The following is a 23146-nucleotide window of genomic DNA, read 5'->3' as shown; positions in this document are numbered from 1 at the left end:
CACTCCTTCCAATATAAAAAAAGAACAGCCGTTTTTTCTCTTTCGGTTTGAATTGTTTCAAATGCAAAACCCCTTTTCAGCTTTACTTTTTGAAAAGGGGTGACAACAATTTGAAAACAAAAGCATCTTATTTAAATATTTTCAATCGCTCTTCTATTGGTTTTTTTTCTTTATCACCGGGCTCAGCTGTCGGTTTTCCGAAAGGCATTTGAGCAATTAGTTTCCATTCATTTGGTATATTCCATTCTTGCTTCACTTCATCATCGATGAGCGGATTATAGTGCTGCAGCGAGGCGCCCAATCCTTCAATTTCCAACGAAGTCCAAATCACAAATTGCAGCATTCCAGAAGACTGTTGTGACCAAATCGGGAAATTGTCCGCATATAATGGGAATTGTTCCTGCAACCCTTGAACAACGCGGTCATCCTCAAAGAACAATACAGTACCGTATCCATTTCGGAATGAATTTATTTTTTCATCTGTTGAAGCAAATTGATCCGCTGGAACAATTTTTCGCAACGTTTCTTTCGTTATATCCCACAATTTGTTATGATGCTCGCCAAGCAAAAGAACGACTCGGGCGCTTTGGGAATTAAAAGCGGATGGTGTATATAGAACTGCGTGGCTGATCACTTCTTGAATACGCTCATCAGAAACAGTTGATTCTTTACTGATTCCGTAATAAGTGCGTCGATGTTTGACTGCTGAATAAAAGTCATTTGACACGTTCATCTCTCCTTTCTGAATTTCAATCTTTTTATATCATTCCTTTTAAACGCTTTGCCTATTACACTTCTTAGTAACGTTTTGAATAAAATTTTTTCTTGTAAGAGCCGTATTTTGAGGGATATAATTTACATGAAATCAATAATATTAGAAAAGGCGGTAAAAACTTGAAACAGCGGAACTTATTTTTCTACATTTTGATTTTTGCCATGATGTTTCTGTTCGGATGTACATCAAAAGAATATAAATCCAACATGGAATCTGGTATTGAAGCGCTAAAAAAAGAACAATACAGCGACGCCATCTCGTTTTTTAACAAAGCTCTTCATGAAAAAAACACTGAAGAAGTTCAATTGGCGCTAGATTTGTCAAAACAAATTAAAGACAGCGTTGCTGCCCTTGAAAAAGGAGAATTTGAAACCGCCATATCATTGGCAGAAAAAATCAAAAATTCAAATGAAACCTCCAAGGTTCTTGATATTCTCAAACCGAAAGCTGAAAAAATAATCGAAGAGGCGGAAAAAACGAGCGCCGCTTTAAAAGAAATGGAATCTGAACTTGAGTCAGGGAAAGCATTGTTGGAAGAAAACAAGTTTGACGAAGCATTCGCCATATTTAAGAAAATTGCTGAAACAACATCAAATAATGAGAAGATCGTCAGCGTTACCAAAAATGCAGAACAATTCATGAATCAAGCAGCTGCGGCGAAAAATCAATACTTGCAGGAGCAGGAGAAAAAACTTCAAGAAGAGCGGCAAAAAGCTGAAGCAGAAGCAAAAAAGAGAAAGGAAGAGCAAAAAAAGGCTGAGGAATCAAAGAAAAGCCGTCCTATAAGCCATACTGAAGCTGAACAGCTAGTTCGGGAGTATTTAAAAATTGAAAATACTTCTAACGTTTACGTTGAATATGATCATGATAATGAAAAAGGCGAATATATTATTCACGTTTATGAAATCGTGATCAGTGATCCGGAGACAAAAGAGGGACATACATCTACATGGGGCTGGTATGCAGTCGACCCGGTCAAAAAAGTTGTGCGTGATGCGTTTGAATAACAAATTTTAAGGATTTTCCGGTGGATACATTCGGAAAATCCTTTTTCTTTAGCTATTTAATCAGAATGATATTAATTCAACTGATAAGGCTTACAAAATTGCCTTGCTCATTAAACAGCTACTAAGTATTGTTCAAGGATCGAACGCATTTCAGGAGTTAAAGGCTCAGAACGCTGCAACTTAAAATTGTAATGAACGATAACTCCTTCCCCTTTTGCGATCAATTTCCCCGTTTCTGCATTTTTTATTTCATGCTCCATCGAAAAGCTTTTCGTTCCAATCCGCGTAATTTTTGAAGTTACCGTTAATGTATCATGGGCATACGCTTGGGCAAGGTAATCGCATTTTGTGGATGCTAAAATAAATTTCCAGTCTTGGTTCCCTACTTGTTTTGACATGTGTTGTAAAAATTTAGTCCGAGCTTCCTCCATATACAAATAATAGCTTGTATTGTTAACATGGCCTGACGCATCCGTTTCGCAATACCTTACATAAATTTCTGTATCTGGAATGGTTTTCATGCTAAATCGTCCTTTCTTTTATGTCTTATTTTTCTGTTTTTATCAATCGATCGATATTTATGTATGAATGGAATTGAATCCTACATGTGTATAGGAATTGTCCATCGGATCATCGATGTGTTTCAAGAAAAAGCAAATTGCTGTACAACGTTTGAAGAACAGGCGTTTCAACACCAATCTGCCGCCCCTTTTTCACGATAAAACCGCACAATGATTCGATTTCCATCCTTTTTCCTTTCAATCGATCTTGCAGCATGGACGGCTTATGCTTCAGAGCTGCTCCTGAATTGGCAAAAGTGCGATGAAACATTTCTTCATCTAATGGAATCCCGATTTTATTGGCTACTCGCATCACTTCTCGGCAAGCATTTTCAGCTGTTTTCCTCAATTCTTTATGCTCCATAATTTCACCGACAGTCGCTTTGGATAAAGCAGCAAGCGGATTGAAGGTTGCATTCCACAACAGCTTTTTCCACTTATCCAGCATGATATCATCTGTTGTTTTTACAAAAATTTCAGCTTGACGAAAAAGATCTGCCACTTTATCGCGGAACGAAATGAGTGATTCATCCAGAGCACCGATTACTAGTTTTGCTCTTCCGCTATGCTTTATGACCCCAGGCTCTTCCACATGTGACGACAGATAGGTTGCAGCTGACAAGAGCCTTTTTCCACCTAAAATTTGAGCGAGCTTTTCTTCATTGTCGACTCCATTTTGCAGCGTCAAAACAACTGCGCGATCATTCCGCAAAGAGGCAATCTGTTCTGCTGTACTTTCCGTGTCGGTTGATTTCACACAAAACAGTATCAGCTCACAATCAGCAAAATCCTCTATTTTATCTGTAAAAACACCGTCTATTGTGAGGAGTTGATCATTCGTTTTAACCACTAAACCTGATTTTTTCATTGCCTCTAAATGCTTGCCCCTTGCAAGGAAAACAACATCATGTCCGGCATTCTTTAATAAAGCTCCAAAATAGCCGCCGACCGCGCCAGCTCCAGCAACAGCGATTTTCATAACATTCCCCCTTCAATTGAATCAAAAAGCTTATGAATGACAGAATAAACAGAAAATAATGAAATGCAAGTTTTGCACCTCAATTATTAACCTAATCTTTTCATTAATCAAGTGAAAGCATTCGGGACTGAAAAGTCTTGAGTGTTTAAAACCAATAGTAAAAACGAGCCTCCCAGACAGATGATAATCTTGAAATCAATATCAGACTCTAGACTATTATGATTTATTCTATGTTCCATGAAGATTCACAAAGCGCGCAGATCACAAACACTCATAACAAAATGACGGCAATGCTATAAAAAAAGAAGCAGAAGTTGAAAAAAGCCTTTTCAAAATGAACGAACTCCGTGAAATAGCTTCTCTTCCCCGCCGAATCGTTGACTTAGCTTTCGAATAAAAAACGCTGAATTTATTTTCAAGTCTTGTAAACATACAGCAGCTGGCACGTTTTTGCTTTCTTAAATTTTACAGTTTATATGAAAAACGAACAGATAGGTTAATCTTTTTCCGCTCCATAATGGTGTTTCTCGCAATCCAATAATGAAGCTTTCTTTTTTCTAATAAATTTAAGCATCCATCCAACACACATAACCCCGTTCTAAGTTTAGGACGGGGTTACAATAAAATGGTTTACTTTTTAAGAACAATGCTTCACTTACATCAAGTTTTTTAACGGTTAATCATTGGATAAAATGACTTTCATCGCTTTTTCTTTAGCCGCATTGCGAAATACTTCGTATGCCTGCAAAATCTGGTCCAGCGAAAAACGATGAGTGACTAACTGTTCCGGTTTAATTTTTCCTGACTGCACCGTCTTAAGCAGCATCGGTGTCGTACTTGTGCTTACAAGTCCAGTTGTGATTTTGACGTTGCGAATCCACAATTGTTCTAAGTGCAATTCGACAGGCTTACCATGAACACCAACGTTGGCCAACCGCCCGCCCGGCTTTAGGATTTGCTGGCAGATGTCGAAGGTCACCGGGAATCCGACCGCTTCAATCGCTACGTCAACACCTTTTCCGTCCGTTAGTTCAAGCACTTGCTCAACCGCATTTGTCTTTGAGCTGTTCACTGTCTTAGTGGCACCGAACTTTTTGGACAGCTCCAGACGATTATCGTCAAGGTCGATCATAATGATTTCCGCTGGTGAATAAAGCTGTGCTGTCAACAGTGCTGCCATCCCGACCGGTCCGGCCCCGACAATTGCTATTACATCCCCTGGTTGAACTTCGCCGTTGATTACCCCGATTTCGAGACTTGTCGGAAAAATGTCACTCAACATAACAAGCGCTTCTTCATCGACTCCCTCAGGGATATGATACATGCTTGTATCCGCATATGGAATCCGAACGTACTCTGCTTGGGTACCGTCGATCAAATGCCCTAAAATCCAACCTCCTTTTTCACAGTGTGCGTACATCGCTTTTTTACAATAATCGCAGCTTCCACAGGAAGTCACACAAGAAATCAGCACTCTGTCTCCAGGTTTGAAATTGTTGACACTTGAGCCGACTTCTTCTACTATACCAACACCTTCGTGTCCCAATGTCCGTCCGTCAGTTACAGCCGGTACATCTCCACCCAAAATATGTAAATCTGTTCCACAGATTGTCGTTTTGGTGATTCTTACGATGGCATCTGTTGGTTCCTGAATCGTAGGCTTGTCCTTCTCTCCCCACTCGATCTTGCCTGGTCCACGGAATATAAGTGCTTTCATCATCATACCTCCTAAATATATTTGTTCGTAAGCTGCCTTCGGTTTCAAATGAAGGCCATGGCGGGTCTAACTAGATTAGATGTTACTAGCGGTTTGTTATCCCAAAGGTATTTTTCCCCTTGCGATCAAGAAATTATTCTGCTCAATAGGTATGTATGATAATATATCCTCTCAAGTTAACATAAAGTATCTTGCCGGAAGTTCCCTATCACAGATTGCGTGGGCTACAGGGTCAGGAAAAAGCGTTAGTGAGCGGCGGAAACCATATATACCTTTTTTTATAAAAATCGCCAAGCTTCCACAAATCCACCCCTTTTTACCTATATTGTAACAGATTTTAAAATATTTCGTCTTTTATTTTTGTTAATTTTCAAAATTGCCAGCTTTCCCCTTGTCTCTGCTGATTTTAAGAAACGAACATGTTCCTAAATTGAGTGTGATTGATTTCTTGAGGTAATACGAAAGAACTAAATTTGAACATGCATCCTCTGTATGTGAACAGTCAATCATCCCATAGTACAACCTTTACAAGAATTCATTGCCTTAAGAGATATAAAACTGAAACATATTATGCTTTTTCATTCAACTAATGCAAACCTCCCTCCTTTCCGTTATACTTAAAACGTTGTTGATTGAAAGAAAGGAGCATTATATGAAATCTCTCGTTTTAGCTGAAAAGCCGAGCGTTGCACGTGAGATAGCCCGTGTGCTTGGCTGCAAAAAAGAGCATAAATTTCACTTTGAAGGAAGCAAGTATATCGTAACGTGGGCGCTCGGTCATTTAATTGAATTGAAGATGCCGGAACATTACGATCCAAAATATAAAACATGGCGGCTGGAAGATTTGCCAATAATCCCGGAAAAAATGGGGTTAAAAGTAATTAGACAAACGAGCCGACATTATAAAGGCATAGAACTGTTGGCGAAACGAACGGACATTAAAGATTGCATTATCGCAACAGATGCCGGACGTGAAGGCGAACTCGTTGCAAGATGGATTTTAAAAAAGCTGAACTGGAAAAAGCCGATTTTGCGCCTATGGATTTCATCTCAGACCGATAAAGCCATTCGTGACGGCTTCAAGCATCTAAAACCTGGGAAACAATTTGAAGCATTATATCAGTCTGCTGTTTGCCGGGCTGAGGCAGATTGGCTCATCGGCTTAAATGTGACAAGAGCTTTGACGACGAAATATAATGACCCGCTTTCGGCAGGGCGCGTGCAGACCCCAACCCTTGCCATGATCATGAAAAGGGAAACAGAAATTCAAAAATTTGTACCGAAGCCGTATTGGACGATTCATGCAAAAATCGGTTCCATTCATACCATCTGGGAGCGAAACGGCGAAAAAAGAATTTTTTCCAAAGAAACGGCTGAACATCTATTGGCAAACTTGAATGGTAAAAAAGGTACAGTCATCAAAGTGGAGCGCAAGCAAAAGAAAGAACATCAACCGCTGCCATACGACCTAACCGAGCTGCAGCGGGATGCCAACAAGCGTTTCGGATTTTCCGCAAAGAAAACGTTAACGATACTGCAAAAGCTTTATGAGCATTATAAGCTTGTCACATACCCGCGGACAGACTCCCGTTATTTAACTGCGGATATGGAATCGACAATGTTTGACAGGCTTCAGGCAATGGCTTCCGGCTATAAAGACGAAATCCGTCCTCTCCTTTCCAACAAAGGAAAAATTTTATCAAAACGGGTGTTCAATAATGAAAAAGTGACCGATCATCATGCCATTATCCCGACGGAGGAACCGCTAAATATGAGCGAGCTTTCCACTGATGAAAGGAAGCTGTATGATTTGATTGCCCGACGGTTTTTGGCGCTGTTTTATCCTGCTTACGAATATGAAACCGTCCATGCGGTTTTTGATGTGAACGGAGAAACACTCACTGCAAAAGAGACAATTGTATTGAATAATGGATTTAAAGCCGTTTTAGGGAAGCAGCAGGATGAGCCGGAAAACAGAAACATCCCTACTTTGGTTAAAGGACAATCTTTTGCTGTTCATCAAGTAGAAATAGAAGAAAAATTGGAAGAACCTCCTCTTCGCTATTCAGAGGCGGACATTCTTACGCAGATGGAAAAGTTCGGACTCGGCACTCCTGCAACTAGGGCGGATATTATTGAAAGACTTATCGAAACAGAAGCGGTTGAGCGAAAAAACGGAAGGTTCTACCCAACGAAAAAAGGTAAACAACTGATTGAACTTGTCAATGATGAACTAAAATCACCTGAACTGACAGCGCGCTGGGAAAAAGAGCTTGAAGCGATCGCACGGGGAAAAGGAAATCCTGAATTTTTCCTAAACAACATTCGCAAGCAAACGAAACGGCTCGTTAATGAAATAAAAAATAGCGATAGAAGCTACAAAGCACACAATTTAACCGGCTCCATGTGCCCGGAATGCGGCTCCTTTTTAAAAATACGTTCTACAAAAGAAGGACGTTTATTAGCATGTTCGAACATGGAATGCCGCTATAGCAAACGAAAAGATCCGAAGCTGTCCAACCGGCGCTGTCCACAATGCAAAAAACCAATGGAAATCCATAACGGCAAAGCCGGTGTTTACTTCCAATGCCGCCGCTGCAATGTGGTTGAAAAAGCGGAAGAAAAGAAAACGGCAGTCAATAACCGCAAAGATCGGGCTTTAATTCAAAAATACAGCCCGAAAAGCGATTCTTTTGGCACAAGTTTAGGTGATTTGTTAAAACAGGTGTTGGAAGAACAGCAATAAATAAAAAAGCTTCCGGATGCTGCGTTTACGACAAAAAGTTAGCTTGTTTCTATTTAAAAACAGTGTCACGACGAAGCTGGAATGGTATGCAGTTTGTTTCAAATTTTTAAAAGGGATTTGTCAAATAAGTCATTTTTTCGGCTTATAGACAAACCCCTTTAATATTTAGAAACGTTCATATCGATGTTTATGATTATAATGGACTCCACTTTCTGGACAGCTCCTTACCATTCATTAACTACACGCGAATTAAAACGTTATGTACTATTTGTTCCCCCTGCATTTCTAAAAAGCTCAAAACAGTCAACCACATACATTCGAAAATGGTCTCCCCTCTTTCGACCTCTCCAAAATATTTACACATGCTGCAGGGTCTTTATCGAACAGTAATCCTCAAGTCGAGATGTTTATAAATTTCTAAAAAAAGCGGCACCTAAATAAGGCGCCACTTTGAAAGGATTAGTTTTTTTGTACGTTTGCCGCTTGAGGTCCGCGTTGGCCTTCGACAATTTCAAATTTAACAGTTTGCCCTTCTTCTAACGTTTTAAAACCATCGCCTTGAATCGCCGAAAAATGAACAAACACATCATCTCCACCATCGACTTCAATAAATCCAAACCCTTTTTCACTGTTAAACCATTTTACCTTACCTGTGTTCATGCTTTTTCCTCCAAAAAAAAGATTTTACCATTCATTGTTTGTTTTTCATAAGAAAAAAAAGCCGCACACTCATGAGAAATGCAGACCATATAAGATCGCCTGCATTTCAATATGAGGTACGACTTATAATGGATCCATGATAAAACGAACTAAATGGCTAATTCATTATAACCAATCAAACATAAAGAGTCAAGAAAATGTAAGAATGTTCTTGACTCTTTAAGGGTGATACTTTATGTTATACGCTGCTTTCCCCTAAAAACAAATCTCATTCACTGCCGCGGTAAAGAAAGAACAGAGCTGTCAGCATTAGCCCGATCCCAATCAGGCGGTTTATGTCTATTCGATTTTTCGGCATTCCAAATAATCCAAAATGATCAATGATGACGCTGATGGCCATTTGACCGATGATTCCTGCAAGGAGCGTTACGGCCACCCCAACCTTCGGAACAGAAATAATGGTAAACGTGACGAACATCGCGCCTAAAAATCCCCCAAGCAAATTCCATTTTGGAACTTGAAACAAATCGGTAATGTGGCCCTTTCCAAAAAATAAAACAAGGAACGCTAAAACCATTGTTCCAACAAAAAAAGAGACAAATGCTCCTTCAACAGCACCGATTTTTTTGCCTAGACTTCCGTTAATCGGCGACTGTATTCCTATCATCATCCCACCCAGTATCGCTAAAAAAATGTAAATCCATTTCATCCTGAACCCTCCCCAGAAATATAATTTCTCTTCTACCCGCTTGAACTCCTTTACGTAAAAACGTTCTTAAGTAAAAAAGTTGATTTTCTAAAATTTTCATTTTGTAAAAAAAGAAGAGACTTAAAAAAACGGCGCTTTTGTAAAAGCTCTTAAAATGATGAAAGACAACAGAATTTATCAATAAATTTTTGTTGTCTGAAAGTGCAAACCTGCCGTTCAGATGAGAATCAAACCCGTTAAATAATTTTCTAGCACCCCCACAGAAAATGATGCTGTAAAGGAGGAGATGAAGACCGATCTATTTGTTTGATGAAGAGCACAACGTTTACAAGTATATTCGGCCTGATGATTAGTTCAATTATCCATTAACGACAATTTACTACACTTGTTATATGTAAAGACCTTAAAAAAATTATATTCAGCAAACTATTTTCTCTCATGTCATTTTCTAGATCAACCATTTTCAACATATATATAAACAAAAAAAGGAGGCACTTATGATCATTCATATTATACAAAGAGGAGAGACTTTATGGAACATAGCTGAACGCTACGGTATCAGTCTTTCTGAAATTATTGCTGCAAACAGTCTGCCCGATCCTAATCGATTACTGATTGGCCAATCACTTGTGATTCCCATTGCTTTTCGTCAACATATCGTCCGAGCAGGGGAAACATTATGGCAAATTGCCCAAAAATATGGAGTTGCCGTCGGGTCTATTGTTCAGGCTAACCATATTAGTGATCCTTCAAAAATTAATCCGGGAATAATTTTAAACATTCCGCCTCGCATCCATACTGTGAAGCCTGGAGAGAATTTATCGCAAATTTCTCAAATTTACCGTATATCCGTACAGGAAATTGCCAAAGCCAATCGAATTCAAAATCCCGACCTTCTTTATCCGGGGACAAGATTAACGATTCCTTTTGTAAAACCAGTCATTGACGTAAATGCATATACGATCCATGCAGGTGAAGAAGGAGGCAAAGAAGTTCGAGAAGCTGGCAGCTTTTTAACATACGTTTCTCCATTTGCCTACATCATCCGGGAAGACGGCGGACTCGATGCAATAAACGACACAGCGATTCTTCAAGCTGCTTTAACAGAACAAGTGATACCAATGATGAGCATAACAAATTTTACGTTCAGGGACCCCGGGTCACGGCTGGCTCATGCCATCCTTTCAAATACGGAACTGCAAGATCGTTTATTGACCACCATTATAAACACTATGAAAGAAAAAGGTTATCGTGGATTAAATATTGATTTTGAAAATGTATATCCTGACGATCGTGAGTTATATAATCAATTTTTACAGCGCGCCGTTGACCGATTGCATAAAGAAGGATATTTTGTTTCGACCGCGCTCGCCCCTAAAACGAGCGCAGAACAAAAAGGAATATTATATGAGGCACACGACTATGCCGCACACGGCAGAATTGCAGATTTCGTTATTTTAATGACATACGAATGGGGTTATAGGCTTGGACCTCCTCAGGCAATCTCTCCGCTTAATCAAATCAAACAAGTGCTAGATTATGCTGTAACCGTCATTCCAAGAAATAAAATCTTTATGGGCTTCCAAGTATATGCTCGTGACTGGCTCCTTCCCCATGTTCAAGGTCAGGAAGCAGAAACATTCGATATGCAAGAAGCGATTCGTCGAGCAGTTCAACATGGTGCTGTGATACAGTATGATCGAACATCTCAATCTCCGTTTTATCGGTATGTGGATGAACAAGGCCGTACGCATGAGGTCTGGTTTGAAGACGCGCGGAGCACCCGGGCAAAATTTGATGCGGTAAAGGATTACGGTTTACGGGGAATTAGTTATTGGGTACTTGGCTATCCGTTCCCACAAAATTGGGTATTACTTGAAGACAATTTTCAAGTGCGGAAATTCCGTTCAATTCATTGATAGCAGAAGTCTCTCATAGCACAAATGAAAATAAGGGAACCTACGCACAAAGCGTATGTTCCCTTCTCGCTTATTCCTCTTTCATAAATGGCCACCAGTTCGCTTTACCAAACATTTTGACCATCACCGGTACAAATAGCGGCAGTACAACAAGAGCATATAAAAATAATCCTGTTAAAACAATTGTGGCAATTTCGAGCAGCGACAGCACACCGGACGGAAGCATCGCCGCAAATGTTCCGCCTAAAATGACCGCGGCGGAAATAATGACCGTTCCCATATGACGCATAGCTGAAAGCATCGCTTCTGTGACAGGCAAATCTCTGTATTCGTTGAAGCGGTTCATAAGGAAGATGCTGTAATCTATGCCAAGCGCAATTAAAATGACAAATGAGAAAAATGGAACTGCCCAGTTCAAACCGTCGTATCCAAGAAGGCGAACGAAAATGACTTCTGACACCGCCATTGATGTGTAATACGTTAGAATAAGCGATAAAATTAAATAAATGGGCATGACAAACGAGCGCAGCAATGCAATTAATATAAGAGCAATCCCTATCAGCATCAATACAACTGTGCGGGAGTAGTCGTTTGCTGAAATCTCGTTCAAGTCGGAGTAAATGCTAGTAACCCCGTCATAGGCAATTTTCGCATTTTCAAGCTTCGTGTCTTTTACGGTAAACTCCACCGCTTGTTTGACCTCAGTAAGCTGATCCATCGCTGAAGTTGAATATGGATTTTTCTCGAAAACAACATCAATGGTTGTCACTTTGCCGTCATTCGATAAGTAAGCTTCTTTCGCATCCGCAAATTCTTTGCTTTCAAGCACTTCCTTCGGCATGTACCAGCCTGCCATTTCCTGATTTGAAGAAGAAAGACCAGATAAGTAATTTTCGGCAGAACCGAGACCATCGGCTACTTGATTTAGACCATCCACGCTTTTGTCAAGGCCTGAAATCAGCTGATTCATTTGTCCATCCAGCTGAGAAAAACCTTGCAGCAATTCCTCCTGTCCATTGTTGACTTGGCTTAAGCCGTTAGACAGCTCCGGCAATTTTGAAATGATGGTTTGCTGTCCAACCGCTGCTTTATTCAACCCTTTTTGCAGCTGATCAAGCCCGTTGATGAGCTCTCCCATTCCATTAACGAGCGCTTTTTGACCTGAAAGTAATTCAGAATATGAACGGTTCGCCTGCTCTATTCCATTTGTCACTCGCTGAAGCGCTCCGTTAATTTGCTGAAATCCGCTTCTCATTTGTTTTGCTTGTTCACTAAGCTGGGAAGCTGCCATTTTTACCTGTTGATACTCAGCATCCTGCTGAAGCTGCTGATGTCGTTGTTCGATGCGATTTAAAGATTCACTCATGCCGGATAAATGTGTTGACAATTGACCGAGATGTGATTCCATCTGTTGATATTGTTTCAGCAATGAATATAGACTGCTTCCGGCTGTTTCGTATCCTTTCAAAAGCTGTTCTGCGCCGGATTGCAGCTTTTTCGCATTGTTTTGAACGGTCTCAAGCCCTTTCTTTATGTCACCGGCCCCCATTGATCCGCTCTCGATCCCCTGTTTAACTTGCGAAAGCCCTTTTTCAAGTTCACCGACGCCTGCTTTTAATTCATTTGTTCCGGAAACGAGCGCTTCAATACCGTCTGTAGCTTGTTTTAATTTCGGAGATGATGCAGAAAGCTCTTTGCTCGCTTCATTCAAACCGGAGCTGATTTGTTCAAGCCCTTCATTTCCCTGACCAATTCCGTCTTTCAGCGTTTTCGCCTGTTCTGTCACAAATAATTGGTCGATCTGTTCGCCTGTCGGTCTCGTTACTGAGCGGACCGTCTCGACACCTTCAACTTTTTCGATGCTTCTGCTTATTTTTTCAATTAAAGCAAAATATTCCGTCCTATTCATGTTGTCATCATTTTTGATCACAATTTTTGTCGGCATCGCTTCGCCTGGGTTGAAGCTTTTCGAAATAATATTAAAAGCCTTGACAGAGTCGTAATCATCCCCGATTTCTTGAAGGGAATTAAACGACAGCTTGCCGTCATAGGAAAGCAGCACTGGGAGGGTAATAATTCCTACGATGATTAAAGAAACAAGCGGTCTGGTGAACGAAAAACGTCCTGCAAAGTCCCATAGCTTGCTCTGTTTATGTTCCAGATTTCCTTTAACTGGCCAAAACAACACCGGGCCAAGCACAGCCATGAAAAACGGAACAAGCGTCATAAGTGCTACCAGCAGGATGGCGACTCCGACAGCGACTGCCGTAGCCGATTGATAAAGCTTAAATGATGACAATCCGATCGCCGCAAAGCCGATCATAACGGCTAAACCGCTGAAAAACACAGTTTTTCCAGCCGTGCGATAGGTTGTTATAATCGCTTCAGTTCGGCTTTCTTGTTTGCCAAGCTCCTCTTTAAAGCGGCTTAGCAGTAAAATGCAATAGTCTGTACCGATCCCGAACAAAATGGCAACCAAAAATGTTTGCGTAAAAGTGGACAATGGAAAATTCACCATTTCAACTAAAAAGGCGACAATTGACTGTGATGCCAAATATGTAATGCCGACTGTCAAGAGCGGCACAAATGGCGCTATAAGCGAGCGGAAAACGATCAGCAAGACGATCAAAATAAACACGACTGTTATGCCTTCTGTTTTTTTCACTCCTTCCTGCGAGCTGACAATAACGTCTTCATCGATGATCCAGCTGCCGGTATAATAATGCTCCAATGAAATATTATCGATCACTTTATAAAGAGCGGATGTCATTTCTTTTGCCGTTCTTCCGTCTCTTTCCATTTGTATTGACGTCAAGATGGTGGTTTTATCTTTTGAAACAAGCTGATCCTTTAACTCCTCTTGATGAAAAGGCGAAACAATTTCTGTAATCCGTAAATTCTTGCTGTTTTGTTCAAGCTGTTTTACAGCTTGTTCCGCTTCTTTCCAATCTTCCTTTGTCAGCCCGTCCTCATTATGCAGCACAAGGGCGACTGATATTAGATCTCCTGAATGCTCTTTGCTCTGAATTTCTTTTAAAATGTCATTCGCAATCGAAGAGGAATAACCTTCCGGAACCGTAATTTGCCCTTTTTCGCGCACAAGCTCCTCCATGTTTGGCGATGTAAAGAGCAAACCAATAACAGCAACAAGCCATAAAATGAGTACAAACCATTTTCCTTTCAGGATTGCCCTCATGACTCAACCTCCAGTTCAAGCAATACGTTTGCCAATTTTTCATAGGTTTGAATAAACGATTCGATCTCGTCCTCCGAAAATTTTGTTATGAACGATCCTACAACTTTATGAACTCTCTCTTCTGTGCTTGCAAACAAATTGCTCCCTTTTTCAGTCAAAGCCAAATAAATGACCCTCCTGTCTTTTTCATCGCGAATTCGCCGAACAAATCCTTTCTCAACAAGCCGATTAATCATCGCTGTGATCGCGCTTTTGTTCACTCGAAAAACATTAGCTAGTTCTGTTGAAGTGCACCTTTCCTTTTGATGGATATAGCGCAAAAGATAGTGTTGTTCGTTTGTGATATCTGGATCAATTTCACATTTCACAAGTTCTTCTGCTCTTTTCGTTACAGTGAACGAAACCTTAATATACCGTTCGATCAATTCATCTATTTTTTTTCGATCCATTGTCTGCCCCCTATTTTAAATAGTTCAACTATTTAACTATTAAACTATTTAACTATCAACCTGTCAATCAATTTGTATGAAAATTGGCAAACTTCCTCTTCTTCAAGCGCGTGAAAGGTGCATTCCAATAATTTGAAGGCTTCTCTAACGTGCTGAACGCTAGTTTCCATTCTCTAAAATATGTTCTTAGCATAGAAAAAATGTTGTGTGAGCCAAGCTTTCATACTGTAAAAGATCCGCGTCACATAAGAGCAGATTCGCCGAGTTAGCAGGCAGGACTGTCCGTTGCACTCTCAATGCTTTCGTTATAGAACTGAGAAGCTCCTGTTTCAAGTGTCAGTTAAACGGCGAGCAATTCATGGAAAAAGGGATCAACCTGCAAAGATGATCCCATCCATCGGTTCACAAAATCATCCAAACCGAAACAGCTAGCGAAACAACAATTGGAATAACCTGAATACATACCATCCCTTTAAAGGTGATTCGTTCTTCAGGAATCGGAAATGAAGCCTTTTCACACAGCCAATTAGCAAGCTTCTCCATTTTTGACTTTTTCATTGGAAAATCCGGTACTTCCACTGTATATTTTTTTAATAATTTATCAATTTCACGATCCTTTTCCATCAGATTCGATCCCCCATTCTTTCCTCATTTTTTGAACCGCTTGATGCAGCCTTGATTTCACCGTGCCCAAAGGTATGTTTAAGATGCGCGCAATATCCTTTTGTGACAGATCATGATAATAAAACAATACGATAACGGCCCGCTGTTCGTTTGAAAGCGATTGAAGCATCCGCTCGACCTCCATTTTTTCATCGGAACGGGATATGTTGACAGGCTCTTTATATAAAAACGGAAGAAGACGGTGCCACCTTGCTCTCATATTTATTTTGCTGATCATCGTATGATAAGCAATTTGAAAAAGATATGTCTTCAGCCTCCCTTTTTCAGGGGAAAAGTAATGCTTTTTTTGCTGCAGCTTCAAAAATGCATCTTGAACGACATCCATGCTAAGCTGGTCGTCCCGTGTACAACGGTAAATAAAGCGGAAAAGCGGTGCTCGATATCGTTCATAAAGCTCGTTCAAAGCTTCCGTATCACCGTTTTGAAATTTTTCCATGAGCTTTTCATCTGTTAAATTCATCTGACCACCGCTCTTTAATTCCTTTGAACACATACAGGATTCTTCCGATGAACCAAAGAAACGTCATTAAAGTAAACATAAACGATTGATGAAGGAAAAATTGAATGACAGGACTGTTAATGTTATCTCCCCTTATTAGAAAGATAAAGAGTCCTGTGAGGCAGCAAAATGAATAAATTGCGGATATAACCGTAATCGTATCCCAACGGGTCCAATAGAAATAAAGATCGGTTTTTTTAAAATCAATGTTTCCCCATCGATCCCGAACGACCTTTTTATTTAAAGAAGCGATCGAAACACCGAAAATCGTTCCGATGATTCCGCCTACAATTGAACTGATTACCCAGCCGGTTACAGGCATAATTGTCATCTCCTTTCCCATCATTCATTTGTTTATACAAATCGTGAAAGGAAAAAGTTCATTTTTCTCCGTAATTTTTTAATAAAAAGGCTTCAGGTTGATTTCATCTGTAATATTAACAAAATCGCTGTTAGTTCTAATGTTTCGCTGGCCGTTTTACATGAAACGCTCCGATTCCATTCCGTTGATCAACATTTTACATCTTCTTGCAGATAAATCTCACGCTTTTTTCGCAAACGTCATAGGTCCGAAACAGATTCAATCATTTTAATGTTTTATGAAAAATGAAGTTTTCCTGTTTCTTTCTGTCAAGTCGAAAAAGTTGAAGTTGTTTCTTTTCATTCGATACAATGGATGTGCGATTGATTGATAAAAGAAGGTGAAAACATGAAAATTGAAATATGGTCTGATTATGTTTGCCCATTTTGCTATATCGGAAAGCGGCGTATGGAAAAAGCGCTCGAGCTGTTTCAGCACAAGGAGCAAGCGGAAATCGTGTTCCGCAGCTTTGAGCTTGATCCAACCGCCAAAAAGGAATACGATCTTTCCATCCATGAAATCATTGCTCAAAAATACGGCATTTCCGTTGAGGAAGCGAAGCGGGCAAATAACGATGTTGCCAAACAGGCAGAGTCCGTCGGATTGACATTTCGCTTCGAGGAAATGAAGCCAACAAATACGTTCGATGCCCATCGATTAGCGAAATATGCAGATAAAAAAGGGAAAGGAAGAGAAATGCACGAACGGCTCTTTTATGCTTATTTCACTGAATCGAAATTAATCAGTGACCATCAAGTTTTAGTTGAACTCGCAGAAGAAATCGGCTTGGATGGCGACGAAGTCAAGCAAGTGCTTTCAAGCAGTCAATTGGAAGAGGAAGTTAGAAAGGATGAACAGGAAGCCTCACGTCTCGGTGTCAGAGGTGTGCCGTTTTTCGTCATCAACCGCAAATATGCCATTTCTGGGGCGCAGCCAACAGAAGTATTTTTGAAAAGCTTTCAAAAAATATGGGATGAAGAAAACTCTTCTTCGCCGCTCAAACCACTGGCAGCTGATGGCGGAGGACTATGCAACGATCAGAGCTGTGAAATGTAATTCGTTTTGACCGCAAATGGGCAGGAGGAACAACGGTCATCAATAACGACGTGTCCTCCTTTTGCATTTCTTTCAGTTCATGACATCTGTCAATTGCTCACATTGCAAAGTTTGATTTAATTTATTTACTTAAATTCGTCTGTTACCACGTGTAAAAGAACCGAATCGTCAGGTTATCAATGTATACATCCTTTGTTACATTGACTAACCTTCCCAAGTTTTTTTAGAGGAACAATTCTTACTTTACTCCTCAAACTATGAAATTTAGGCGGTGCGGCCGCTCATTATGTCTTCATAACGGTGATGAATTTTTTTTGATCTGCTTTTCCTTTTTTTATGATGCAAAGACCTTTCCATTTTATTACTACTTGCACCCGAAATAAAAAAATCCACGTCAAAGTCCCAGAGGTAAAATACTGGGATTTTGACGTGAATCTCCATTTTCCCTTCAAATTTATGAATTTTACATCCATCGCAACATTGTAAATGATTTCAAAGAACGGACTTTCTTCCATTTAATGTTTGATTATCCATTTCTTCATAAATTAAATTCTCGCTTCAAAAATGACCGCCTCTTGATCAAATTTCATATCCAATAGACCCTCTGTTTTATTTATAAAAGAGTTCCAATTGTTGATAAGATTATTGTAAGTAAATGGATAATACGCATGATGCGCCGACCAATCATTTTGAAAAAACATGTCCCAGTCGTTTTTTGAGGAATGATAACGGACAAGATCATTCCAATTCGCATCATTTGTTTTTTGTTCATATGAAACGTAAGCAGACGGTATAATATGCAAAAAGACATGATCTATATTTTTTTCTTTTACGTGCCTTCTCATGCTTGAAATAATGTCATCGATGATTTTCGAATCAAGTATGGAATAAGCCCTTTTGCTCCGTCCATATGCTTCTTCCCTCTTTTCCTCCTGGAAGCGGTTGTATGATTCAATCGTTTTTTGGATAAATGATTGGTATACATGCTCAAGGTTGCCGCGCATTTTTTCAGACAATGGTGTATGAAGCAATGCTTCCAGCTTCATCCCTAATAATCCGAGTTCAATCCCGATTTGTTCTTCGCTTTTTGCAGCCGTATAGCCATGTTCTGTTCGGACCGCTTCTTGATAAAAGGATCCAGCCGCTTCAAAATCATATATCGTATATTGATCGCCTGTTTCTAAAGCGCTTTCCTTTTGTAAAAATTGTTGGCGGAGCGCCTCCAACTTAAAAGTATGGCTGCCCCTTAACAGCTGTTCAACATCCGTTCTGTCGATTTGGGCATAATTCTCATGCTTGCGTAAAAAAGATGTATATTGTCCAATGCGCTGTTCATAAGCTTTTAAAATGTCGTTATACATCTCCTCTTTCACGTCTGGGAGACCATGCTTCACAAAAAAGCCGCCAACTGATTTTGAAAAAGAATCAGCTAACTGTTGGATGCTTTGTTGAAAAAATTGATCGAGTTTGTCGAGCCGCTCTTTTCGTTGTTCACCAAAAAAATTTTCTTCAATCCAGTTTTTTAAATAAACATATTCTGAAGCTAGATCATCAATTTTTTCACCGAGGCGGTCAAAACGCCCAAATCCTGCCCGCCCCCTTGCTTTCGCGTAGAACTTAGTTGATTTCCAAGGAACGATCAGAGCGTTTGACTTTCCCCTTTTTAACGTGATTGTTTTCAGAACAGATCCGCGTGCCAGCGCTTCCTTCTTCAAATCTTTTATGTTGTCCTTTTCTGATTGGGCCCCAAGATTGGATTCATATATTTTTTCAACAATAGACTGTTTTTTCTCATGTTCTTTCAATGATTGCTGCAGAGCAACAATAGGTGAAAAACTGAATTGATCTGTGTAATAAAGCTGAACCATTTTCCCACCTCCTTTTATATCAGAAGCTAGAAAGGATTCCTAAACTTTCATTTTTTTAAGGATGCGAATTTGTTTGATTTATATTCTTAGTTTCGACGGAAACCATTATAAAACCTCTTGTTTGCACAAAGATTTTAAGTGACTGTCCAAAATGGATTCGATCATCTCATTAGATAAATATTCCGGATGCATTAATCCATGAATGGCCAAGCCATCGATCAGCGCATACAGACGGTCCACCTCCAGCTCTACATTGATATTCGGCCGCGCAAGATCAAGTTTGACTAAAGTCTTGATGACCTGTTCAAATCCATAACGCATTTTAAGATATACTTCTTTGCTTAAAGGCTGAAGTTCCGGCTCCGAAAGAGCTTTCTGGGTAAAAGCAAACCATACCTCCATTTCTTTCTTTGTATCATCTTCAAGCGGCAAAACCTCCCGGATCATCCTTTTCATTGCATCAAGCGGCGGCATAGAAAAATCAATTTCGTTAATTCGTTGACTCACCCTTTCCGACACCAATTTCATTGCAAACGACAGCAGTTCTGCTTGAGTTGAAAAATAATGTCTTAATGAACCAACGGAAACTCCTGCTTCTCTCGCAATATTGCGAACGGTTGCTTTTTCCATCCCGCCTTTCGCAATGACATTCCATGTCGCTACAGCAATTTTTTCTCTTTGTTTTACGTGATCCACTTTTTTCGGCATATTTTTATTATATCATGGTTGTTTTTTTAATACACTTGTGTTAAATTTTTATTTAATACGTGTGTTTTAAAAAGGAGTGGAATCATGATCGGTTGGCTCATTGTCATATGCGAAATTTTGTTTTGGATATTTGTCGGCGCCGGATTATTCGCCAGATATATTCTAGGCTGGAAAAAAATCGGGTCGCTCCTTCTATTGTGTACGCCTCTTATCGATCTTGTTTTAATCATCGCAACGGTTTTCGATTTGAAAGACGGCGCAACAGCTCATTTTGTACACGGATTGTCTGCTGTATATATTGGGGTTTCGGTTGCATTTGGCAAACGGATGATTCAATGGGCGGATGAACAGTTTGCTTACCGATTTGCTGGAGGAAAGCGGCCAAATAAACGGCCTCAATTCGGAAAACAGCATGCTGCTTATGAACGGCAAGGCTGGTACCGCCACCTTCTAGCATGGATTATTGGGAATGCACTTCTCCTGTTCATGGTTCTTTTCGTCAACGATTTCCAGAAAACAGAAGCACTTCTATCATTTTCGGCAAAATGGACGTTCATCCTGTTTATCGATTTTTTATGGAGCTTCAGCTATACAATATGGCCGAAAAAAGAGGCGAAAGGGCATTATGAAAGTTAAAAAAAGAAATTTGTAATCCTAGAATTTGACCATTTTCCCCTAGATTAGCGCTACAGAGCTTGTAGAGAAGGACAAATTTTTCTCTACAAGTTTTATTTACAGCTTTTTATACCATGTTTGTAAACTCTTTACGTTAGTACCATCCCATCATAAACACTCCGAAACATGCTGTATTCACTAAAAACGTAATCCCAGCTGCGATCAGTATTCCTTGAGCAATCGCTGTTTTTCTTTTCATTAAGGCGATCACGACTGCTGGAATGATATAAATCACCTGAACAAAACCGATAAAAAAGATCGTAATCGGAAAAATCAACAATAGCCCATGTAAAAGAAGCACAATACCGATGCCTTTCCAAATGTCTTTTGTATGCTCATTCATGCACAGTCATCGCCATTTCTGTTTGAATTTCTTTCAGCCGGTTTTCAAGGCTGTCCCTGTAAAACAAGTTATACGTGTCAAACGGAATGATGCGGCCGTCGTGATGTACAATATGAATACAGGATTTTTTAACTGAACGAACATCAAAGTTATAAGCATCTAAAAATTGCATAATAATTACACGAAACACATTGTTATAGCTGATATTTTCCGGTATCGCTACTTTCGGCAGACAGCATAATAAATCTTTTAGTGACATCGCGGAAGAGCCGGGAGAATGATTTAAACTGAATAGCTCAAAAACTTTATGTTTCAATTGTTCATCCTGTTCAAATACGATCGTATTTTGATCTCCTTCAAGGAGAATATGCGGATCGATCATACCCGTCAGAGGCTTCACTTCCCCGTTTAACTTCAGCGCATACCCCATAGCCAAACAGTCAGGATGGCAAGGGACAGGAATAATATCGTCTGCTTGAAAAACCTCCGATTGCTCGATAATCATGCTGCGGACTTCGCTCAACGTTAATCGGTCAGTTGCAGGGTTAAAATTTTTTGTTCTTCCGGCAATTTGCACCGGCTGAAAGGTGACTCCCCTGACTGCCTGCTGCGAAAGACCGTATTTAATGATTTTTCCGACCTCCTGATCGTTTACACCTTTTTTTAACGTGACAACTAATGTTGTGGAAATGTTGTATTCATTTAAATGTTCTATTGCCTTCTCTCGGACTGCACGCAAATCTACTCCGCGCAGATCGATTAACGCCTCTTTTTCAAAACTGTCAAACTGCAAATAAATTTCAAATCCGGGCATGTAGCGAGCCAGCTTTTCAGCAAATTTTTTGTCCTGGGCAATTTTAATTCCGTTTGTATTCACCATTATATGCTTAATTGGCTTCGATTTCGCCATTTCTAATATCTCGAAAAACTGTGGATGGATCGTTGGTTCACCGCCGCTGATTTGAACGATATCTGGTTCCCGCTCATTTTTCACAATCGCATCAAACATCTTCTCAATTTCCTCTAGTGGGCGCCATTTCTGTTTTTTCGGGGAAGACTCCGCATAACAGATCGGGCATTGCAAATTGCACTGATCCGTAACTTCCACCAATGCCAAGCAGCTGTGCTGCTCGTGATCCGGACATAAGCCGCAATCATACGGGCACCCGTATTGAATGGAGGTATTCCAGCGATACGGCATTTCTGCACGCTTCAAAAATTCACGGCATTTTTTGTAATATTCGATATCGGTTGAGATCAATACTTTTTCTCTTCCATGATGACGGCAATGTTTTACTAAAAAAACTTGATCATTCTCAAATATGACTTTTGCTTCCGTTTTCCGCAAACATTTCGAACAAATGCTGTTCGTTAATTCATAGAAAATGTATGGTCTATTTGGCATACTGAAATTTCTCCCTTCTTTTTTTCCTTATAAGGAACAAATAGTACATCAATCCGACGAAAGCTGCTAACTGAATGTTGTTTAACCCAAAATACGGGTGAGGTGTCGGCTTGATAAAATCAATAAAAAAGCGAAACAGCAAATAGGAAACCATAAAAAACTGGAACAGAAACCCTTCCCACGGAGCTGTTTTCTTTTTTCTTATGTATAGAACGAAAAAACCGATCAGCCATAAATAGACAATTTCATATATTTGAGTTGGATGTCTCGGCACGCCGTCTCCAAAATCAACACCCGTCACCCAAGTCGTTGGGGTGCCGTGCGTATGGTCTGAGAGGCCGGTTAAAAAACAGCCTATCCTGCCAATGCTCATGCCAATAATAAGCGGTAAGACAAAATCATCGCCTGTCGAGCGCTTCCAGCCGATTAGCTTTTTTGCGGTTTCAACTCCGATCAATCCTCCAAGCAATCCACCGACGATCGTTTTCCCGGCCATTAAATAGTTGAGATTCGTCACATTTTTCAGCGTTTCAACAGGATTTTCAAGCCAATACAGGAGCTTTGATCCTAACGCAGCCCCGGCTATCGCACCGATCACGACCCACATCGCCTTATCAAGCGGAATTCTTTCTTTATTTCTCGTATGCAAGTAAACTCTGAAACCGACAAAATAAGCCAAAGTCTCAAAAAATAAATGCGGATGAATCGAAACAGGACCCAAATGTATATAAACAGCTGTAGATGAGCAAAATCACTAACATAAATTTACATCGAAACAAAAAAGGAGACATGAACCCGATTCCTTGGTTAGAATAGATGTGCCAACAAAC

At 40.0% G+C, this 23146-nt stretch carries 21 protein-coding genes; 5 read left to right on the top strand and 16 right to left on the bottom strand.

Annotated elements, in window-relative coordinates:
* Positions 1 to 127 precede the first annotated feature (127 nt).
* Positions 128 to 733, bottom strand: a complete 606-nt coding sequence (locus FB379_RS11060; RefSeq protein WP_395994363.1) for a nitroreductase family protein — start codon at positions 731 to 733, stop codon at positions 128 to 130.
* Between the two features lie 161 nt (positions 734 to 894).
* Between FB379_RS11060 and FB379_RS11055 the strand changes: the two genes are divergently transcribed.
* On the top strand, positions 895 to 1782 hold the full coding sequence (locus FB379_RS11055) for a hypothetical protein (RefSeq protein WP_144597998.1): 888 nt from the start codon (positions 895 to 897) through the stop codon (positions 1780 to 1782).
* A gap of 110 nt (positions 1783 to 1892) precedes the next feature.
* Here FB379_RS11055 and FB379_RS11050 read toward each other — a convergent pair whose 3' ends face one another.
* The 3 genes from FB379_RS11050 to FB379_RS11040 all read right to left on the bottom strand — a co-directional run bounded on the left by FB379_RS11050 (position 1893) and on the right by FB379_RS11040 (position 5038).
* Positions 1893 to 2303, bottom strand: coding sequence for an acyl-CoA thioesterase (locus FB379_RS11050; RefSeq protein ID WP_199757341.1), 411 nt, complete (start codon positions 2301 to 2303; stop codon positions 1893 to 1895).
* Between the two features lie 109 nt (positions 2304 to 2412).
* Positions 2413 to 3321 carry a ketopantoate reductase family protein gene (locus FB379_RS11045; RefSeq protein ID WP_144597997.1) on the bottom strand — a complete coding sequence of 303 codons (909 nt, stop codon included), beginning with the start codon at positions 3319 to 3321 and terminating at the stop codon, positions 2413 to 2415.
* A gap of 676 nt (positions 3322 to 3997) precedes the next feature.
* Positions 3998 to 5038: a zinc-dependent alcohol dehydrogenase family protein gene (locus FB379_RS11040; protein ID WP_144597996.1), complete on the bottom strand. Its 1041-nt coding sequence runs from the start codon at positions 5036 to 5038 to the stop codon at positions 3998 to 4000.
* Positions 5039 to 5690: 652 nt separating this feature from the next.
* Here FB379_RS11040 and FB379_RS11035 point away from each other — a divergent pair.
* The gene (locus FB379_RS11035) at positions 5691 to 7784 is read left to right on the top strand and encodes a DNA topoisomerase III (protein WP_144597995.1); all 2094 of its coding nucleotides are present in this window, start codon (positions 5691 to 5693) and stop codon (positions 7782 to 7784) included.
* 459 nt (positions 7785 to 8243) lie between these two features.
* On the opposite strand, the gene cspD is transcribed toward FB379_RS11035, so the two are convergent.
* Together cspD and FB379_RS11025 are read right to left on the bottom strand one after the other, a co-directional pair.
* Complete coding sequence (cspD, locus tag FB379_RS11030) at positions 8244 to 8444, bottom strand: cold-shock protein CspD (protein WP_063389535.1); 201 nt, start codon at positions 8442 to 8444, stop codon at positions 8244 to 8246.
* A gap of 268 nt (positions 8445 to 8712) precedes the next feature.
* Entirely contained in the window at positions 8713 to 9153 is a 441-nt protein-coding gene (locus FB379_RS11025; protein ID WP_063389536.1) for a DMT family transporter, read from the bottom strand.
* 497 nt (positions 9154 to 9650) lie between these two features.
* On the opposite strand from FB379_RS11025, the gene FB379_RS11020 reads away from it, so the two are divergent.
* Positions 9651 to 11072 (top strand): glycoside hydrolase family 18 protein, encoded by a 1422-nt coding sequence (locus FB379_RS11020; RefSeq protein WP_144597994.1) that lies wholly within the window; start codon positions 9651 to 9653, stop codon positions 11070 to 11072.
* Positions 11073 to 11142: 70 nt separating this feature from the next.
* Here the strand turns inward: FB379_RS11020 and FB379_RS11015 are convergent, their stop codons facing one another.
* The 5 genes from FB379_RS11015 to FB379_RS10995 form a co-directional block, all read right to left on the bottom strand.
* Positions 11143 to 14268, bottom strand: a complete 3126-nt coding sequence (locus tag FB379_RS11015; protein ID WP_144597993.1) for an MMPL family transporter — start codon at positions 14266 to 14268, stop codon at positions 11143 to 11145.
* Entirely contained in the window at positions 14265 to 14717 is a 453-nt protein-coding gene (locus FB379_RS11010; protein ID WP_144597992.1) for a MarR family winged helix-turn-helix transcriptional regulator, read from the bottom strand. Before FB379_RS11010 ends, FB379_RS11015 begins: the two co-directional genes overlap by 4 nt.
* A 402-nt stretch (positions 14718 to 15119) precedes the next feature.
* The gene (locus FB379_RS11005) at positions 15120 to 15341 is read right to left on the bottom strand and encodes a hypothetical protein (protein ID WP_094245728.1); all 222 of its coding nucleotides are present in this window, start codon (positions 15339 to 15341) and stop codon (positions 15120 to 15122) included.
* Positions 15325 to 15861, bottom strand: a complete 537-nt coding sequence (locus tag FB379_RS11000; RefSeq protein WP_094245727.1) for an RNA polymerase sigma factor — start codon at positions 15859 to 15861, stop codon at positions 15325 to 15327. The genes FB379_RS11005 and FB379_RS11000 overlap by 17 nt, the downstream gene beginning before the upstream one ends.
* The gene (locus FB379_RS10995; protein WP_063389541.1) at positions 15845 to 16222 is read right to left on the bottom strand and encodes a hypothetical protein; all 378 of its coding nucleotides are present in this window, start codon (positions 16220 to 16222) and stop codon (positions 15845 to 15847) included. The genes FB379_RS11000 and FB379_RS10995 overlap by 17 nt, the downstream gene beginning before the upstream one ends.
* A 387-nt stretch (positions 16223 to 16609) precedes the next feature.
* Between FB379_RS10995 and FB379_RS10990 the strand changes: the two genes are divergently transcribed.
* A complete protein-coding gene (locus tag FB379_RS10990) occupies positions 16610 to 17317 on the top strand; it encodes a DsbA family oxidoreductase (protein ID WP_144597991.1) in 708 nt (235 codons plus the stop codon).
* Positions 17318 to 17862: 545 nt separating this feature from the next.
* On the opposite strand, the gene FB379_RS10985 is transcribed toward FB379_RS10990, so the two are convergent.
* Positions 17863 to 19185: a hypothetical protein gene (locus FB379_RS10985; RefSeq protein WP_144597990.1), complete on the bottom strand. Its 1323-nt coding sequence runs from the start codon at positions 19183 to 19185 to the stop codon at positions 17863 to 17865.
* Between the two features lie 105 nt (positions 19186 to 19290).
* Entirely contained in the window at positions 19291 to 19893 is a 603-nt protein-coding gene (locus FB379_RS10980) for a TetR/AcrR family transcriptional regulator (RefSeq protein WP_063389544.1), read from the bottom strand.
* Positions 19894 to 19977: 84 nt separating this feature from the next.
* On the opposite strand from FB379_RS10980, the gene FB379_RS10975 reads away from it, so the two are divergent.
* Entirely contained in the window at positions 19978 to 20529 is a 552-nt protein-coding gene (locus FB379_RS10975) for a hypothetical protein (protein WP_144597989.1), read from the top strand.
* A gap of 133 nt (positions 20530 to 20662) precedes the next feature.
* On the opposite strand, the gene FB379_RS10970 is transcribed toward FB379_RS10975, so the two are convergent.
* The 3 genes from FB379_RS10970 to FB379_RS10960 are packed head-to-tail and all read right to left on the bottom strand — an operon-like array spanning position 20663 to position 23037.
* Positions 20663 to 20911 (bottom strand): hypothetical protein, encoded by a 249-nt coding sequence (locus FB379_RS10970; RefSeq protein ID WP_063389546.1) that lies wholly within the window; start codon positions 20909 to 20911, stop codon positions 20663 to 20665.
* The gene (locus FB379_RS10965; RefSeq protein ID WP_144597988.1) at positions 20904 to 22316 is read right to left on the bottom strand and encodes a radical SAM protein; all 1413 of its coding nucleotides are present in this window, start codon (positions 22314 to 22316) and stop codon (positions 20904 to 20906) included. Before FB379_RS10965 ends, FB379_RS10970 begins: the two co-directional genes overlap by 8 nt.
* Positions 22306 to 23037, bottom strand: coding sequence for a prolipoprotein diacylglyceryl transferase (locus FB379_RS10960; RefSeq protein WP_242009323.1), 732 nt, complete (start codon positions 23035 to 23037; stop codon positions 22306 to 22308). The genes FB379_RS10965 and FB379_RS10960 overlap by 11 nt, the downstream gene beginning before the upstream one ends.
* Positions 23038 to 23146 lie beyond the last annotated feature (109 nt).

This window comes from Aeribacillus composti (assembly GCF_007827555.1).
GTDB lineage: Bacteria > Bacillota > Bacilli > Bacillales > Aeribacillaceae > Aeribacillus > Aeribacillus composti.
This window is presented reverse-complemented; position numbering and strand designations above follow the sequence as displayed.